The organism is Paenibacillus sp. J22P90 (assembly GCF_059692195.1).
This window is the reverse complement of record NZ_JCAUAY010000003.1, coordinates 25,863-41,190: the sequence shown is the minus strand read 5'-3', so window position 1 is coordinate 41,190 and position 15,328 is coordinate 25,863. Positions and strand designations below refer to the sequence as shown.

14 protein-coding genes and 1 pseudogene are annotated in these 15,328 nt (G+C 48.4%); 7 read left to right on the top strand and 8 right to left on the bottom strand.

The features are described 5' to 3' along the window. The first annotated feature begins 88 nt into the window (after nucleotides 1-88). Nucleotides 89-415, top strand: coding sequence for a glycine cleavage system H family protein (locus AC58UX_RS10455; RefSeq protein WP_497252223.1), 327 nt, complete (start codon nucleotides 89-91; stop codon nucleotides 413-415). On the opposite strand, the gene AC58UX_RS10450 is transcribed toward AC58UX_RS10455, so the two are convergent. From AC58UX_RS10450 to AC58UX_RS10425, 6 genes and pseudogenes are all read right to left on the bottom strand, one after another. After that, complete coding sequence (locus AC58UX_RS10450; protein ID WP_497252221.1) at nucleotides 412-708, bottom strand: hypothetical protein; 297 nt, start codon at nucleotides 706-708, stop codon at nucleotides 412-414. The genes AC58UX_RS10455 and AC58UX_RS10450 overlap by 4 nt on opposite strands. A 68-nt stretch (nucleotides 709-776) precedes the next feature. Further along, the gene (locus tag AC58UX_RS10445; RefSeq protein ID WP_497253621.1) at nucleotides 777-2,741 is read right to left on the bottom strand and encodes a glycoside hydrolase family 15 protein; all 1,965 of its coding nucleotides are present in this window, start codon (nucleotides 2,739-2,741) and stop codon (nucleotides 777-779) included. 179 nt (nucleotides 2,742-2,920) lie between these two features. Then, nucleotides 2,921-4,957 (bottom strand): 1,4-alpha-glucan branching protein domain-containing protein, encoded by a 2,037-nt coding sequence (locus AC58UX_RS10440; protein ID WP_497253619.1) that lies wholly within the window; start codon nucleotides 4,955-4,957, stop codon nucleotides 2,921-2,923. A gap of 129 nt (nucleotides 4,958-5,086) precedes the next feature. Continuing rightward, a pseudogene (locus AC58UX_RS10435) lies at nucleotides 5,087-5,791 on the bottom strand (polysaccharide deacetylase family protein); the annotation flags it as partial. A 32-nt stretch (nucleotides 5,792-5,823) separates the two neighbouring features. Further along, on the bottom strand, nucleotides 5,824-6,378 hold the full coding sequence (locus AC58UX_RS10430; protein WP_497252219.1) for a DUF4912 domain-containing protein: 555 nt from the start codon (nucleotides 6,376-6,378) through the stop codon (nucleotides 5,824-5,826). A gap of 198 nt (nucleotides 6,379-6,576) precedes the next feature. Then, on the bottom strand, nucleotides 6,577-6,849 hold the full coding sequence (locus AC58UX_RS10425; protein WP_497252217.1) for a hypothetical protein: 273 nt from the start codon (nucleotides 6,847-6,849) through the stop codon (nucleotides 6,577-6,579). A 134-nt stretch (nucleotides 6,850-6,983) separates the two neighbouring features. Here AC58UX_RS10425 and AC58UX_RS10420 point away from each other — a divergent pair, with 134 nt between their 5' ends. Beyond that, nucleotides 6,984-7,406 carry a hypothetical protein gene (locus tag AC58UX_RS10420; RefSeq protein ID WP_497252215.1) on the top strand — a complete coding sequence of 141 codons (423 nt, stop codon included), beginning with the start codon at nucleotides 6,984-6,986 and terminating at the stop codon, nucleotides 7,404-7,406. Between the two features lie 362 nt (nucleotides 7,407-7,768). Here AC58UX_RS10420 and AC58UX_RS10415 read toward each other — a convergent pair whose 3' ends face one another. Further along, nucleotides 7,769-8,545 carry a LytR/AlgR family response regulator transcription factor gene (locus tag AC58UX_RS10415; protein WP_497252213.1) on the bottom strand — a complete coding sequence of 259 codons (777 nt, stop codon included), beginning with the start codon at nucleotides 8,543-8,545 and terminating at the stop codon, nucleotides 7,769-7,771. 190 nt (nucleotides 8,546-8,735) lie between these two features. Between AC58UX_RS10415 and AC58UX_RS10410 the strand changes: the two genes are divergently transcribed. After that, nucleotides 8,736-9,365, top strand: coding sequence for a hypothetical protein (locus tag AC58UX_RS10410; protein WP_497252211.1), 630 nt, complete (start codon nucleotides 8,736-8,738; stop codon nucleotides 9,363-9,365). Here the strand turns inward: AC58UX_RS10410 and AC58UX_RS10405 are convergent. Next, nucleotides 9,336-9,977: a helix-turn-helix domain-containing protein gene (locus AC58UX_RS10405; protein WP_497252209.1), complete on the bottom strand. Its 642-nt coding sequence runs from the start codon at nucleotides 9,975-9,977 to the stop codon at nucleotides 9,336-9,338. The two genes, AC58UX_RS10410 and AC58UX_RS10405, sit on opposite strands and share 30 nt — an antisense overlap. A gap of 318 nt (nucleotides 9,978-10,295) precedes the next feature. Between AC58UX_RS10405 and sigI the strand changes: the two genes are divergently transcribed. From sigI to AC58UX_RS10385, 4 genes are all read left to right on the top strand, one after another. Further along, nucleotides 10,296-11,084 (top strand): RNA polymerase sigma factor SigI, encoded by a 789-nt coding sequence (sigI, locus tag AC58UX_RS10400; RefSeq protein ID WP_497252207.1) that lies wholly within the window; start codon nucleotides 10,296-10,298, stop codon nucleotides 11,082-11,084. A 19-nt stretch (nucleotides 11,085-11,103) separates the two neighbouring features. Next, entirely contained in the window at nucleotides 11,104-12,492 is a 1,389-nt protein-coding gene (locus AC58UX_RS10395; RefSeq protein ID WP_497252205.1) for an anti-sigma factor domain-containing protein, read from the top strand. A gap of 192 nt (nucleotides 12,493-12,684) precedes the next feature. After that, nucleotides 12,685-13,698, top strand: a complete 1,014-nt coding sequence (locus AC58UX_RS10390; RefSeq protein ID WP_497252203.1) for an aldo/keto reductase — start codon at nucleotides 12,685-12,687, stop codon at nucleotides 13,696-13,698. Nucleotides 13,699-13,812: 114 nt separating this feature from the next. After that, nucleotides 13,813-15,321 carry a leucyl aminopeptidase gene (locus tag AC58UX_RS10385; protein WP_497252201.1) on the top strand — a complete coding sequence of 503 codons (1,509 nt, stop codon included), beginning with the start codon at nucleotides 13,813-13,815 and terminating at the stop codon, nucleotides 15,319-15,321. Nucleotides 15,322-15,328 lie beyond the last annotated feature (7 nt).

Sequence of the window (15,328 nt, the reverse complement as noted above, 5' to 3'; positions counted from 1 at the left end):
AGGCCCCTCAGGTTAGCATGCGAATGCGGGCAGAGGGGTCTTTCTTCACGATTCACGATTCACGAAAACAAGAAAGGTGGTTAAAGCAGTGACAGATATCGAAGAAACACTGGATCATCAAGCAATGTACTGGATTCGTGACGAAGGCACGCATGCGGTCATTGGACTAACCGAAGCGGCGCTGGAGCGATGGGGGATGATCCTGTTCATTGAACTCCCTGAAGTTGGAGCGGTATTAACAGAAGGCGGGTACATGGGTCTTGTCGAGACCGCTGAAAGCGAAATCGATATATTCGCCCCGATGTCAGGCATGGTAACGTCAGTGAACCTGCTGCTAGAGCGCTCGACCGAGCTGCTGTACACGTCGCCAACAGTGAAAGGCTGGCTAATCCGACTGGAAAAAGAAATAGGCTAGTCCGAGCTGCCGGAGTCCCCGCCCGAATCACCGGAACCACCTGAATCACCGGAATCGCTGGAATCGCCGGAATCCCCACAGTCGTCATCCCCATCCCTGTGATGGTGATGCTTGTGGTGTCCACCACCGGAATTGTGCAGTGGGTGATTATAGTAGATCGGGTCGTTCCAATCGCTTGAAGCTTCTGCAATAGCCCCTTTTTTACGAGTCCTTCCCTTCCGGAAGCGGGACCACACAAGATAAATCAAATACAGAACAATGGCACATAAAATGTAAAAATTTAAATTCCCCAAACCAAATCTTCCCCCTAAGGCTGGATATGAAAAGAGGACAAGAATCGCTCCTGTCCTCCGTTACCCGTTTATTTCCCTGAAAGCTGTTTATATTTGTTCAAATATTTGACGACCGTAAGGACATATGTCGCGTGGGACCACGTAAGCGGCGCTACGGACACGGGCTCGCCAGAGAATGGATCCAATTGCTCGGACAAGACGCCGCTTTCCATCGCGTGCTTGACGACCCACTCCAGTGTGCGGCGCGGAGCCTCCAGCTCTTCAATGGACTTGGCGTACTCAATTTCCCATTCAGCAATCCAGAGGGTACAAATAATCCAAGGATTACCCGGCACTTTTTCAATATCAGTGGAGCGTTGGAAGTAATAATCATGATGATAGCGGGCGGAGCCACCGACTTCGGTTTTGATCATAAGACCTTCTTTATTAGCTTTCATCGTACTTACCACACGTGGATCATCAGCAGGCAGCACACCGAACTCAAAAATGCCGTACACGGAGCTCTCGAGCGTCATATCTTTAACCCAAGCGCCATCTTCCATATACAAGCCGCGAACGAATCGTTGTTCACCTTCATCCCACAGATGCTTCAGGATACCGGATTTGATTTTCTCCGCCGTATGCTTGTAGCGGTTGCTTCGCTCTTCATCCCCAAACAAATCGCTGAAGTTCGAAGCCGCAATTAACCCGCCGTACACCGCTGAAGCAGTGAAGGTATAGATCCCGTAGCGTTCTTCCCATAAATCGTAGCTTGGCTTAGGCAAATTCAGCTCTTGATCAATGTAAGTGGACATGAATCTGGCCGCTCTACGAATGAGGTTGCGATATAAAGATTGAGCAAACTCAAGGCTTCCATTTTTCTGGAAATCCTGCCAGAGTGCATATAAGACAAGCGCCGTCTCGTCTTCCTGAATGGGAAGTTGTACACGGCCGGAATGAATATAAGGATGCCAGCTGGAGCCTACGGTGCCATCTGGATTGTATTTATGATGCAGGTACCCCTCAGGCGACAACACATTCGCGCAAAAGTTAAAGAACGGAATAATCATACCTTGGTAGCCAGCCATGGACATGGAGTAAGCGATTAACGCGCCATCGCGCGGCCACATGTAGCTGTAATGATCGCGGTTGCTTTGCATGATGTCGGAATCGTTTGCCGCAATAATAGCGCCATTTACATCGGTTTGCGTACGAACGAGCAGCAGGCTTTGTTTGAATAGCCGTTGCACTTCTGGGGTGAGATCGAAGTAGTCGCGATCGATTTTGTTCGCCCAACGCTGCCAATACACCGTCACACGGTCAAGCAGCTTGCCTGGGTGGCTGTCTTTGACATAAGCGTCGAGCTTTTTGACTTCCTCGAGGTTTTTGCCTGCGCCCATCCAGTAGTAGAGCGTCTGGTTTCCGTTGGGAGGTACGAAGAGTCGGAAGGAGATGGTACTATCGACGGAGCCTTGTGCGATGGCATTGCCCATGAGATGACCATCTTCGGCATCGCGCCATGTGCCTTCGGCGTTGTAGAACCTTTTGACACCGGTAGAATATTGATAAATACCCTCCGTACCCGTGGAGCCGTTAAACATGAAATAACGATCCTTTTTATAATGAAAGACGGTGTTGGTTGCAGGGTAGTAAGCGGCTGTATCGCCGACTTCCGTCTCATTAATGAGCAGGTCCTGATTGAAGAACATACGTACTTCACGCACCGTATTGGTGTGATTCGTAATGTGAATCCTTTTCAAATAAATATCCTCACGCTGGTGAACGCCATCATTCATAAGCAGAGTAACACCGAGTCCAGGATGCGTAGCAGTCACCTCAGTAACCAGAGAGTCTTCTACATAGCCGAGCTTGAATTGCCACTCAGGGGCATTCAACCATGCGAAGTCACCATCTACCCATACACCAACACGACACTGATAGCCGCCAATATGGTTAAGCTGGCCTACGAAAGGATAGTACAGATCTCTCATGTACGAGTGCTGATCGAGGTTAATAAGGAATTTTCCATTTCCGATGACCAGATGTCTTGGCAATACAATCACTTCCCCACTCTTTTGTTTGATGCGCATTCAGCTCAGACCAGGAGGACTGAACCATGGAGCACAAGTCTTGCCAATAGGTTACCTAATTCTAACAAAGGAATCAATGATCCTTTGAAAAAAATTCTGAAAATTCTTACTGGTCGCGCTTACATGTGGTATTTATATCCAAATTACTTGTTTATTCCCTTTTGTTGAGGGGACACACTACTTGAAATAGCCAGATTGGAAATCACTTTTTCGTAAACGTGAGTTGTCAAAGATCCGATTTTTGCCCAGTCATACAGTGGATAAAGGGTTCGTAAAGCGGTGTCTGCCAGCTTGGACGCGTAGACGGGTTGATTGAAAAGCTGAATGACTTGTTCTGCTAAAACATCGCTATTTCCTGGTGGAAATGTGCATCCGTTCACACCGTGATGGACGATCTCTGCAAGTCCTCCGGTATCCGAGACGATGAGAGGCGTTCCGCTGGCCATGGCTTCCAAGGCAACTAATCCGAAAGGCTCGTAGAGGCTTGGAACTATACACAATGCTGCTGAGTTTAAAAGAAAGCTTTTGTCCGCCTCACCGAGAAATCCTGTGAAGCTAACTTGATCTCCGAGGCTTGCAGCGAGAGCGAGCTCCTCTAAGGCCTCACGCTCGGGACCTTCACCTGCGATGACTAATTTGCAATCCGGAAACCTTGCTAGAACAAGGGGCATAGCAGTTAGCAGCGTGTGTACGCCTTTTTCATAGACAAGACGCCCCAAAAACACAAGGATACGCTGCGGCGTAGCGGCCGTAGAAAGGGCATCAGCAAGCAGCGGATTCGCTGTTGGCAATGACGAGTGTAAAGGTGCAACACCGCCCGGAATAGGTGTGATTTTGTGAGTAGGGACGTGAAAGAGCGTCTTGATCTCCTGCTGCATGGACAGACTGCAAACGATGAGATGGTCGGCCGCCCCTGTTAATTTATCTTCTAGGGTATGAATTCGTTTCTGTAACGGTGACTCCAGCTTTCCAAGATTTCGTCCTGTTTCCGTTGCATGGATCGTTGCTAGAAGCGGGAGGCGCAGCTCATGCTTGGCTGCATGCGCTGTATAATACACGAGCCAATCGTGGGCATGCACCAGATCGAAAACGAGACCCTGCCGCGATAAGCCCAACATGACGTCAGTGAATGCCAGATTAAATTGGAATACGCGATCCAGAAAATGCAGCGTGTCAGTCGTCGGCAGCACTTCTGCACGATGAACATGAACCTTATCGATAACCTCATAGGAAGGGCATCCCGGAGACTGGCAGGTGATGACATGCACCGTATGGCCGCCTGCAGCAAGTTGTCTGGATAGGTCGCAGACGGCTCTTGCCAATCCTCCGATTACATGCGGCGGATATTCCCATGCGAGCATGAGAATGCGTAGTTTCGACGGATGACGGCGTGGTGCTGCCTCTGTCACAGAAGAAGTTGTCTGAAAAATGCGATAATGAAGTTCAGGTAAAAAAGGAGCCTTTCGTTCCAGCGAGTGGACGAGTGTGGAAAGCTCTTTATCCGAGCTGCCCTTGTCTAGCAAGTTCAGCAGGTTATGAAAGTGAGATAAATGATTTTCGATACGTTTAGTCGCGTATGTCGTGACCGTGTCCGTATCGAGAATAAACGTCCAGTCGCTGCTCTGCGCGAGCATCAGCTCCCGCGCGGCTTGATTCAGCGCCCGCAGCTGTAGACTGCTGAGCGCTGCGGGGTCCTGGTGCTTCTGCGCAGCCAGCACCATCCGATCCTCCGCCGCGTGCAGCCGCGGCGTAACCCACTGGCTGCGCGGCTGCAGCCAGACCTCGGCATAGCCGCCGCGGCCCCAGCTCGACACCGGTAGCTCCGCTACGGTGGTCGGCGCATGGGCGGCGGCGTAGCCGCCAAGCGTAGTCGTGTTCACGACTACGCTTTCATCGCTGCGCGCGGCAAGGCCGCGCAGCACGGCTTCGAGCCACTGGTGGCCTTCGTGCCACCAGTGCCCGAACAGCTCGGCATCGTATGGACATACGATGACCGAGGAATCCGTGCGCTGCTCCGCGAGGCGGCGCACCTGCGCCACCCGGCTAGCGATGAAATGCTCAGCATGCTGCTGAGCTTTCAGAGCGGCGCGCGCCGGGTGGTAGGGCTTTTTGGCGTCACCATCGCTGGTGACGCTGTAGTACTTGAAGCCCGTATTAACGCGTGCGCCGTCCGGCAGCACATAGGGCTTCAAGTAAGCCCACTCGGCGCCGCCTTCGCGGCCGAGGTCAAAGCCGATATCGCGATAATATTCGCGATAGTCAGCATCGCCGGGGTACCCGGCCTCGGCGCTCCAGACGTTGGCGCCGGCCTCGGGGTCCCGGGCGAACGCACAGGCACCGCCTGGCGTGCGCAGCGGCAGGCCAGCGATGCTGGCTTGACCATCGCGATGTGCTAACGCATGCGCGTGCGATTCAACGACGAAATAGCGCAGATTCAGCGCTTGCAGATGTGGTTCTAGCGCTGGCGTGTAGCCGCACTCCGGCAGCCAGATGCCAGCCGGGGCAACACCAAAATGCCGGCGGAATTCCTGCACCGCCGCCTCAAGCTGTGCGCGTATGGCGGCATCGTTCTTGACTAAAGGCAAGAACGCATGCGTGGCTGCGCAGGTAATTAATTCTAAGCAGCCTGTGCTGCTGAGGGTGCGGAATTTGGCAATGAGATCGCCATGAAGCCGATCATATAAAAGGCTGAGCCGATGATAACGATCCGCATACAGCTTCGCTAGCGGGCCGAAGTCTTCATCGCCCCACAGGCGAATGACTTCACGCTGTCCCAGCTCGCAAAGCGAGGACAGGTGCTTGCGAAGTCGCAGATGCAAACGTGAATCCTCCAACATCGCGAGCAGGGGCGGAGACAAGGACAATGTAAGCCGGAACGGGACTTGATCTTCAAGGAGCCTTTCCATCATATCGATGAGAGGAAGATACGTATCAACAACCGCTTCGAAAAACCAGCGTTCTTCTAACGTAATTTCGGATGCATTATGGCGAACATAAGGGATATGGGCATGCAAGAGCAAAGCAACATAGCCTTGTACGTTAGTGCTCAATCAGTATCGCCTCCGGATTCCATATCTACTAGGTAAGTGTTCTTCGGGACATACACCGAATAGGCCGAGAAATACGCATACGCGTCGGGCGTTACTTGCGGACAATGAATGGGCGCGGGCTGATAGACGAAAGGCTGGTCAGAATCGGATGGATCACTTGTGCCAGGCAGTGCAATGGCTGGAATTTGAATGGTATTGGATTGCAGGATCGGAAGAAATTGGCCGTGTTCATTCCGAACACCGAGGCTTGCGTAGTACGCTCGACCAGCTTTCAATCCGCTTACAAAGCAAGATTCTCCTGGGGGAAGTAGAAGCTCTAAGAGCTGCGCTACAGGCTCCTGTGGCTTCCTTTGGGATGGATCGTCCACTTCATGAAACCGAAGTGAGGGCGTTAAGGAGCGCCAGTCCATCTGGAAATGCTCCTGAAGGAGCATTCGTTTACTGGCGGAGAGCTGCCAATAAATAAACTGAACGTAAGGGGACTGTCCTACTAAATGAAGCGTATCATGATCGATGTCAAAGAGGCGTGCTTGGCTAGAGATCAGACTCACCTTTTCTCAAAGTTTTACCTATATATAGATTAAGAAAATAAAAAAACAGTGTCGAGGCCATTCAGCCATTAACTCATGTAAGAGGATTGGGTTTAAGATCGCACAATTGTGCTAAACCTAAGTTTAATTGTAGCATATGCGCCATATAAACCAAAAATCTCCACCCATATTAAAAGGGGGGAGATTACTGCATAGGCTCTACTTGGATGAAATGTTTCCTTCCATGTACCTACTTTCCGTAAGTCTCATTAGAGAATCATACCGATTGGCCGATGTAAAAAGCAAGAGATATTCATCTTGTTTTACATTGGTGTAGGAGGCTCTGAATCCGGTATGATACTGAACTGTCATGCTGGAGGATTGATCGTCATATTGGACAAAAGCAATCTGTCTGGAAACACTCGGAATCATGTTCAACGCCGCTCTCCCCTTCATCTCAAGAATTCGGAAAACACGTAATGGATCGATCATTAGTATAATTATGCTTATTCCCACACATTTAGAATGTTTTGACATTAAGCCAGCTCTCACCCGAAAAAGGAATTTCACACATTTGTAACGAATATATTAAAATATTCCGGGTTCGACGATTAGGAGGGAATTCCATGAGTTTTTGCTGTGGAGCCAGTATGATTGGAACAAAAGGTACTTTGAAGCACATTCGTACACAGATTCACAATGTGCCCATTCTCTTCTGCCCGGTATGTCACCATATTGAGGTTCATTATTTGGTTGAGAACGAATATGAAATTCTCGCCGAATACGCCCATGGAGATGGAGCAGTTGAAGTCGATTTTATTGAATACGTGGATGGCAAAGACCATCTGTTGCACGACAATTGTGTCAACCACGAAGGCGAAGAGCCGATGGATATTGTGCGCTGTCAAATTGACATGGCGTTAGATTTGCTAGGCTTCGCCAAAACGATAGCGGATCATGAATGGGAAGAGCAGCTCATGAAACGGTTAAAAATGCTAAGCGCGCGTCGCGACAAGCTGAAAAACAAAAAAACCTCGAAGAACTCTTAGAGGTGCAAATAGACTTGGCTTCGCCCTGGAAGTAGATGGAAAATCTACAGCTATATTTTTGATTTTTCAATGAATATTCTAAATAAATGGAAAACCTCCCGTTAATTTTCTGGTTTTTGCTGTTTTTGAAGCAAATACCCGAGAATAGCTGGAGGTTTTCCTGTTATTTGGCTTATAGGCGGATTTTTGGCGGAAATAGAGGGAGTTTTTACAGTTAGATTTTATTTATCAATGCTAATTGATGAAAGGTAGTCTACTTTGAGGCCCAACTGCTCGAAAAACGAGCGGAAGGGTACTAAAACAGGTTGCAGAAAAGCCCAAATAAGCCGCGCTCATACTGGCAGCGGCTCATCTAACCATGCTCACTTAGTTTCCTGAAGCAACCTTGCAAAATCCTTTTGTAAATCCCGGCTCAAAGGAATTTTGACCGAGGTATGATTCAAATGAATCAAGAATCTCCGAGAAGTGGGAAACCCACTTTCTTTCTCAAAGCAGACGACATGCCGTAAATTGACCAAAAAACCCTTGAATGGGCTGAACATGTGCGGTGTACTTTGAGCCAAAATCTCGGATAAATTAGAACTGGATTCCATTTGTGCTCCGTTCACCAGATGGATTCTGGACAGACGCTTGTCTTCTTTTTCCACAAAGAGAATGGCATCTTCGGAGATGGGCAGCTGGGATTTCTGATTTTTTATGGTGATCCAAGTTGCGGAAGGCGACTGGGGCACTTGCTCCTGCACGCGGCTGCGATCTAATTGAATTTCGGAGATAGCCTTGCGGATGGCGGCTTGAAATTTGGGAAGTATGACAGGCTTGGATAGAAAGTAGACAGAGTCTAGTTCGTGAAAGGCTGTCAAAATATGATCCATATTCGTTGTTCCGCTAACCATGATCACCTTTTGCTGATAGCCGGACATCCGTAAGGATTGAATGACACTAATGCCATCCAACTTCCCTTCAAGTCCAATATCCATGAGCACAATGTCAGGCTGAAGCTTGTCGTATTCCTGTATAAACTGCTCCCCGTCCGATACGATTGCTATGACCCGCAAACCGCATTGCTGACAGTAGCTTTCAAGCAATTGACCTACCCAATAGTTATCTTCTACGATGGCGACTGTAAAATCGTGCTTCATTTTCCTGAACTCACTCCAATCCTTTCTTGACAACAGCACGAAAGTTTGTCATCTTATACGCGTTAACAGCCAACTTAGTCCACTTTGAATGCAAAAGAATGAATATCTTGTATACTTCGAAGTGTGATTAGAGAAGGTCAGAAATGCTTATGTAGCACCATGGCTTCGGTTAGAAATGAGGGAAATACACTTGCCTACATGGGTGAAATTGATCATAGGTATTATTCATTTTGTTCCCATGTTCTTATTCTCTCTCTTACTATTTCGAATCCGCATTAAGCCATATTTGAAACAAATCGCACTAGCTGTGCTGGCAGGCACTCTGTGCGCATTGTTTACGGACTCACCGCTACCGTTGGTTTGTCTGATATGTATTATGCTTATGTGCGTATGGAAATATCGGTTCATACCTGCTTTATTTATTGCACTTTCAGGCTACATGACAGCTGTCCTCGTGTCTACAACGACGATCGTTTGTATGGATTTCGCATATGCGAAAGCGTATATAGATGTCAAAGACGATCTCATGATTTCCCTTGTGGCGCGTTTCTTTATGTTATTGGCAAAATGTGGGCTTATCCTCATTCTCTACAAGCAGAGATTGGGTTTTACTTTTCTCACGCATTATACGAAAATCCCTTTGGTACGTGAAAACGCAGGGGTGTATTTATACATGATCGTACTCATAGTAGGTATGATTTACCGTCATGCCTTCCGTGATAATGTGTTCAGCGCAATTATGCCAATTCAGTTATTGAGTATGGCAGTATTCCTCTTTATTTACGTCATGCTAAGTAAAGAACTTAGCCTTCAAAGATGAAGGGCACATGGCACCTAATGAATCCACAGCTTGCCCATTATTCAGAGCGACATAGTCAAGAATGGTTTGATGATATTTCTTCTGTGGAATGGCCGCTGCAACGATGAAAGGTGCATTTTCATACGTATCAAAATAAAGTTTGCCTTCTGAGGGGGCATACTTTTTTATTTTGTTCAGATTTACAAATAGATGCATATCTAATTTAACAAAGTGATGCTCTGTTAATGTTTCAATGAAGTGTGTGAAGGCCACGAGTGATTCGACCAGTTCTTCTTCCATCCCGTCTGCAGAAACGTACAGGATCGTTTGAATGCCGAACTCGACATACCAAATGTCATCCAGATTCACTTGAGCTGGTTTAGACCATGTGGAAGATTCCTCCAAATATCCGGCTTTCTTAAGTAAGTCCGTATATGGATATTGATAGGCCTGAGCCAATTTTCTCAAGGTTTCAGGCGATGGTTTAATAACATCGTTGGTCGTTCGATTTCGACCGAGCTCCAGATCCCTAATATATGCGTGAGATAACCCACTTTTGTTAGCTGCTTTTCGCAGTGATGCTTTGCCTCGTAACGTTTCAAGGAACTTACCGAAGTGATTGCTAGCTTCCATATGAAACACCCCCCAATCTTACCAACTTAAGAATAATACAAGTTCTCGAGATTCGAAACCAAAATATTTTCTCAATGGCATTAAAAATGATTTACCTCTAAAGCGGTGCTTACCCTGGTTGGCAACGATAAAGGCTTTCTTAATATTATAAAGGATTGATTAAGCAATTGAAACCGTAATCAAGGGTTTATTTGCCAGTAGGTGCTCATTTAGATATCTATGTTATAATGAATCAGCAAATTATTTGTGATTTTCATCATACGTACCCCCCGAATTGATATACATAGGGACGAAACTACTATACTGTGAGGTGGAAAGGTGCTACTGGTACTATTCAAAAAGTTTCTGGGAAAGAACGAGTCCCACGGAAAAAATGAACCGCAAGCCTCTTCACTCGAGGTCACTATACATCAAATACAATCAGGAGACCTACGACTACGGAATCAATTTATTGCGGATTATCAGCCGTATGTTGCGAAAGTAACGAGCCGATTTTGCAAACGATTCATTGATCCCGCCAGGGATGACGAATTTAGTATTGCATTGGCTGCCTTCAATGAAGCTATTAATCAATATTCATCTGCGATGGGAAGGTCATTCCTAGGTTTTGCAGAGACGGTGATTCGGCGAAGGTTAATTGATTTTATTCGTAAGGAGCAACGATTCAAAGGGCAGATCCCTTACAGTTCATTCGATCAGGAAGATGATGAAGATAACTTAATGAATCCCATTGAGGTTCATCAAGCGATCGAAGCCTATGAGAAGCAGAAGGGGTTAGAAGAAAGACGAAGCGAAATTATTGATTTTAATCGTTGCTTAAGTGATTTTGAGATTAATTTTTCGGAGTTAACGGAAGCCTCTCCCAAGCATGACGACTCAAGGCAGATGCTGTTCGGCATTGGCCGTACACTTGCACAGGATTCAGAGCTTATGCGCACTCTGTTGACGAAACGACAGCTGCCGATTAAAGAGCTGCTCGAGCAGGTTCAAGTATCTAGAAAAACCTTGGAACGAAATCGTAAGTACATCATTGCAATTGCACTTATTTTTAACGGCCCATATCCGTATTTACGGGATTACTTACATATTCGTGATGACGAAAGTTGAATGAAAGGAAGAACAGCGCATGAACAAGGGGATCGTAATGGAATTAAGCGAGAACTCCATTATTGTAATGAACTCAGAGGGTCGGTTTGATAAGCTTCCAAGGGGGACGCGTAGCTGTGAGCTGGGAGAAGAGATTCTCTATACGCCAGAGAAACGTCGATTACGAGTACCGCAGATGGCGATTGTGTCAGGGCTAGCTGCAGCAATTATGGTTTGCTTCGTTCTGGTCTCGACCTTGTCAGGTGGCGTGCCAGGCAATAGCGTTGTTGCGTACGTATCCATTGATATTAATCCAAGTGTTGAAATTGGGATCGATAAAAATGAGATTGTTCGTGACCTGCACGGACTCAATACAGACGGTGATGTTTTGATTCAAGCTTTAGTGTATGAAGGCAAATCACTAGAGGATGTAACGTCTGCTATTCTAGACAAAGCCGAACAGGGTGCACTCGCTAAAGGGGAGGGAGATATCATTATTTCTTCCACAGTTGTAGGCTCCAACACAACGGTGAGTGACGAGGCCATCGCCACAAAGCTGAAAGCTCAGGTCAATAAACATATCGAAGACAGTCACCCAGACCGAGTGAAAAATTATGAGGTGCAAGCCTTCGCTGCTCCGCAGGAGGTTAGGAAGGAAGCACAAGCGAGTGGGGTTTCCGCAGGGAAGTATGCCATTTACCTGAATGCCGTTGATAATGGTGTGAAAGTATCGCTGGATGACATCAAAACGACTTCCATTCATGATCTGGCGAAGAATAACGGCGGTATAAAATCATTTGTCCCACCAGATAAGCCGATTGATAAGTCATCTTTACAAAGACTGCTTGCAGATGAAAAGTCCGGTAAGTTGAGTGAACGTGCTGGGCAAACGCAAGGTGCTGCGAAATTTGGTGCGAGCAATTCACCGAATAAAGATGATGATAAAAACAAAAACAACAACGGCAAAGGGAACAGCTCAGGGAGTAATACCCCAGGCAAAGTGACAAGTAAACCGACGCCGACGCCAACACCGAAGAATGATCGCGACAATAATAACAAGAACAACAACGATAGAAATAATAATGACAGAAACAATAATAATGATAAAAACAATAACAACAATGATAGAAATAATAATGATGACAGAAATAATAGCAACGACAAGAACAACAATAATAAGGACGATAAATCGACCCCAAAGCCGGATCGTAAAGATGACGACGATGATAAAAAGCCATCCGCTACGAAGAAGCCTACATCAACACCAAAGGCAACCGCTAAGCCTACTGTAATGCCGACAAGCACTAGTAAACCAACGCCGAAGCCATTTCAGCAATCCAGAGATGACTTTGGGAAATTTCCAGGCGTTGGTTGGGGCTGGGGAGACAATGATCGAGACAACAATGGCAATAATGAGGGAAGACGGTAGTAATCAGAACACCTGAGGCGATGGCCTTAGGTGTTTTTGCTTTTGGATAGCCCGTTTCACAGCATGGAAAGTGCAACCGAGTTGTATTACAATAGTTGAAGATAACGTGAAGTTTGAAGCTCTTGCGGGAGAGCCAAGTTTGAGGAGAAAGTTGATCTGGCAGCTAGCTGCTAAACAAAGGGGGAAAAAGGCTTGAGGTATTCGACGTTTGGGAAGTCAGGCTATAAAGTGTCATCACTAGGTTTCGGGGCAATGAATCTGCCGAATGTACCCATCGAGCAAGCAAGAGAAACGCTTAATTATGCCTTGGATCAAGGCATTAATTATATAGATACGGCCGCTGCCTATAGGAATAGCGAAGAAATTATTGGGGAGTGTATTTCCCACCGGAGACAGGAATATTTCCTGGCAACGAAAACAGGGGCACGCGATTATGCAACCGCGAAAGCGGAAATTGAGCGAAGCTTGGTGCGCATGAAGACCGATTATGTGGATTTGCTGCAAATTCACTATGTGAATAATGTGACTGAGTATAAAAAAGCGATGGAAGTCGGCGGCGCCTATGAGGCTGCGTTAGAAGCACAGCGAGAAGGCAAGGTGCGATTTATCGGCATATCCGGGCACCGTCCAGATCTTCTAGTCAAATGGATTGCGAAGGGTCAATTTTCACAAATTTTATTCCACCTGAATTTGGCGCAGCCCTTCGCGCTGGATGAGTTGATTCCTAAAGCATCCGAGATGGATTTGATGCGGGTAGCCATGAAGCCATTGTCGGGCGGATTCATTCAACCCGTCGATCGTGCAATTCGATACCCGTATAGCCAAGACGTACATGTTACGATTTCTGGTATGGTAAGCATCAAGGAAGTACAAGAGAATTTGGCTGCCCAAGAGAAGGAAGTGGGACCAGAGGAACGACATGAGCTAGAGCTGCTGGCTCGTGAATTAGGTGAGCATGATTGCAGACGCTGTAACTATTGCTCATGCCCACTGGAAGTATCCATTCCTGATGTCATGATCGCTAGTAAGTTCAGAGAGAAGTTTGGCTTGCTGCCGAAGGGTGATGGATTCTTCCAACGTCAAAAGGATCGCATAACCGGCTGCGCTGACCATGACGATTGTAAAGTTGCCCCACTTTGCGAAGCGAAGTGCCCATACCAATTGCCGATGCAGTCGGTTGTGCAGAAGGCGGCATCTTTTTATTAAGGTATTTCAGCTAAAAAGGGAAATGATGGGAGATACTACAGTTTTGAAGAATACCGAAGCTGGGGATCAACACGAGAAGACTAGAAATTTGAATGAGGGCAGGGACAAATTCCTATGTTTACAAAAATAACAGACATCACCACGCGTGTTTATACCTCGCTGATGGAGAATTGGGCAGGGGCAGACGCAATTCTCGTCTGCCTGACAGAAGCGGAGCTGCGCCAGGACGGCGTCCTCGGCCTGCCGCAGCTCGATCAGGCCCTTGAGCGCATGCGCGCAAAGAGCCTATTCACGGGCGCCTCAGGCGAGCTCGAGGCGCTGCCGACCCACGGGCTGCTGCCGTACGCGTACGTTCTAGTTGCGGGGCTCGGCCCCGCAACAACGCGCGATACGCTGCGCGCAGCCGCGGTCTTTGCAGCGCGCAAGATGCTCGCGCTGCAGTTCGAACGCTTGGCGCTGAAGCTGCCAAGCGGGTTTGACGCTAGGTCAGCCGCCTCGGCGCTGACCGAAGGGCTGCTCCTCGGTACGTACCGCATCGCGGCGTACCGCAAGAACGAGCCTGCGCGCGCGGAGCTGCGCCAGGCGGTGTTGCTCACAGAAGCGGCTGCGGATGCAGCGCTTCTGACAAGCGCGATCGCAGCCGCTGAGGCGGTTGCGGAGGGCACGAACTATGCTCGGGATCTCACGAACCTCCCGGGCAACAAGCTTGTGCCGGCTTCCCTTGCCAAGGAAGCCATGCAACTCGCCCTGCACTATGGCTTCGCCTGCGAAGTGCTGGATGAGTACGAGATCGCCGCCCGCGGGATGGGCGGCCTCATCGCAGTGGGCGCGGGGAGTGTCCACCCGCCCCGCATGATCACCCTGCGTTACACGGGTGATCCCGACAGCGCCGACGTGCTGGGCCTCGTCGGCAAGGGCGTGACCTTCGATACCGGCGGTATCTCGATGAAAAAGCCCGACGGCATGGAAGAAATGATCAGCGATATGGGCGGAGCCGCCACGCTGCTCGGTGCCCTGCACGTCGTTGGTCAACTGAAGCCGAAAGTGAACCTTGTTGTGGTTATTCCGGCAGCGGAGAATATGACATCCGGCGCCGCGTACCGCCCAGGAGATGTCGTCAGGCTGCTGAGCGGTCATTCCGTGGAGGTTTTGAATACTGATGCGGAGGGGCGAATCATCTTGGCAGAGGGCATCACCTATGCGAAAGCGCATGGAGCGAACCGTCTGATCGACGTAGCCACCTTAACGGGAGCGATTCTGATCTCTCTTGCAGATGTTGCGACAGGGGCGGTAACGAATGATGATGAATTTTTGAAGCCATTACTTCAAGCAGCTTCAGCTGCAGGAGAGAAAGTCTGGCAGCTTCCCAACTATCCGGAGTATCGTGCGATGCTAAAGAGTGATGTCGCAGATATCAAAAACGCAACCTCCTCCGACCGCTGGGCAGGCGCGATAACAGCTGGTTTGTTCATCGGCTTCTTTGCCGAGGAAACACCGTGGATCCATCTTGATACTGGCGGCACAGCTTGGCTTTGGTCGGCCAAAGGCATCGAGCCTAAAGGGGCAACAGGTGTCATGGTCCGAACGTTAGCTGCGTACTTGTGCGGCGAGCAGCTCGGCTAATATATTT

Bases quoted from the DNA above. Each gene is read 5' to 3' on its own strand.
- AC58UX_RS10425 (WP_497252217.1), bottom strand. From the start codon at position 6,849: ATGATCGATCCATTACGTGTTTTCCGAATTCTTGAGATGAAGGGGAGA.
- AC58UX_RS10420 (WP_497252215.1), top strand. From the start codon at position 6,984: ATGAGTTTTTGCTGTGGAGCCAGTATGATTGGAACAAAAGGTACTTTG.
- AC58UX_RS10415 (WP_497252213.1), bottom strand. From the start codon at position 8,545: ATGAAGCACGATTTTACAGTCGCCATCGTAGAAGATAACTATTGGGTA.
- AC58UX_RS10405 (WP_497252209.1), bottom strand. From the start codon at position 9,977: ATGGAAGCTAGCAATCACTTCGGTAAGTTCCTTGAAACGTTACGAGGC.
- AC58UX_RS10395 (WP_497252205.1), top strand. From the start codon at position 11,104: ATGAACAAGGGGATCGTAATGGAATTAAGCGAGAACTCCATTATTGTA.
- AC58UX_RS10385 (WP_497252201.1), top strand. From the start codon at position 13,813: ATGTTTACAAAAATAACAGACATCACCACGCGTGTTTATACCTCGCTG.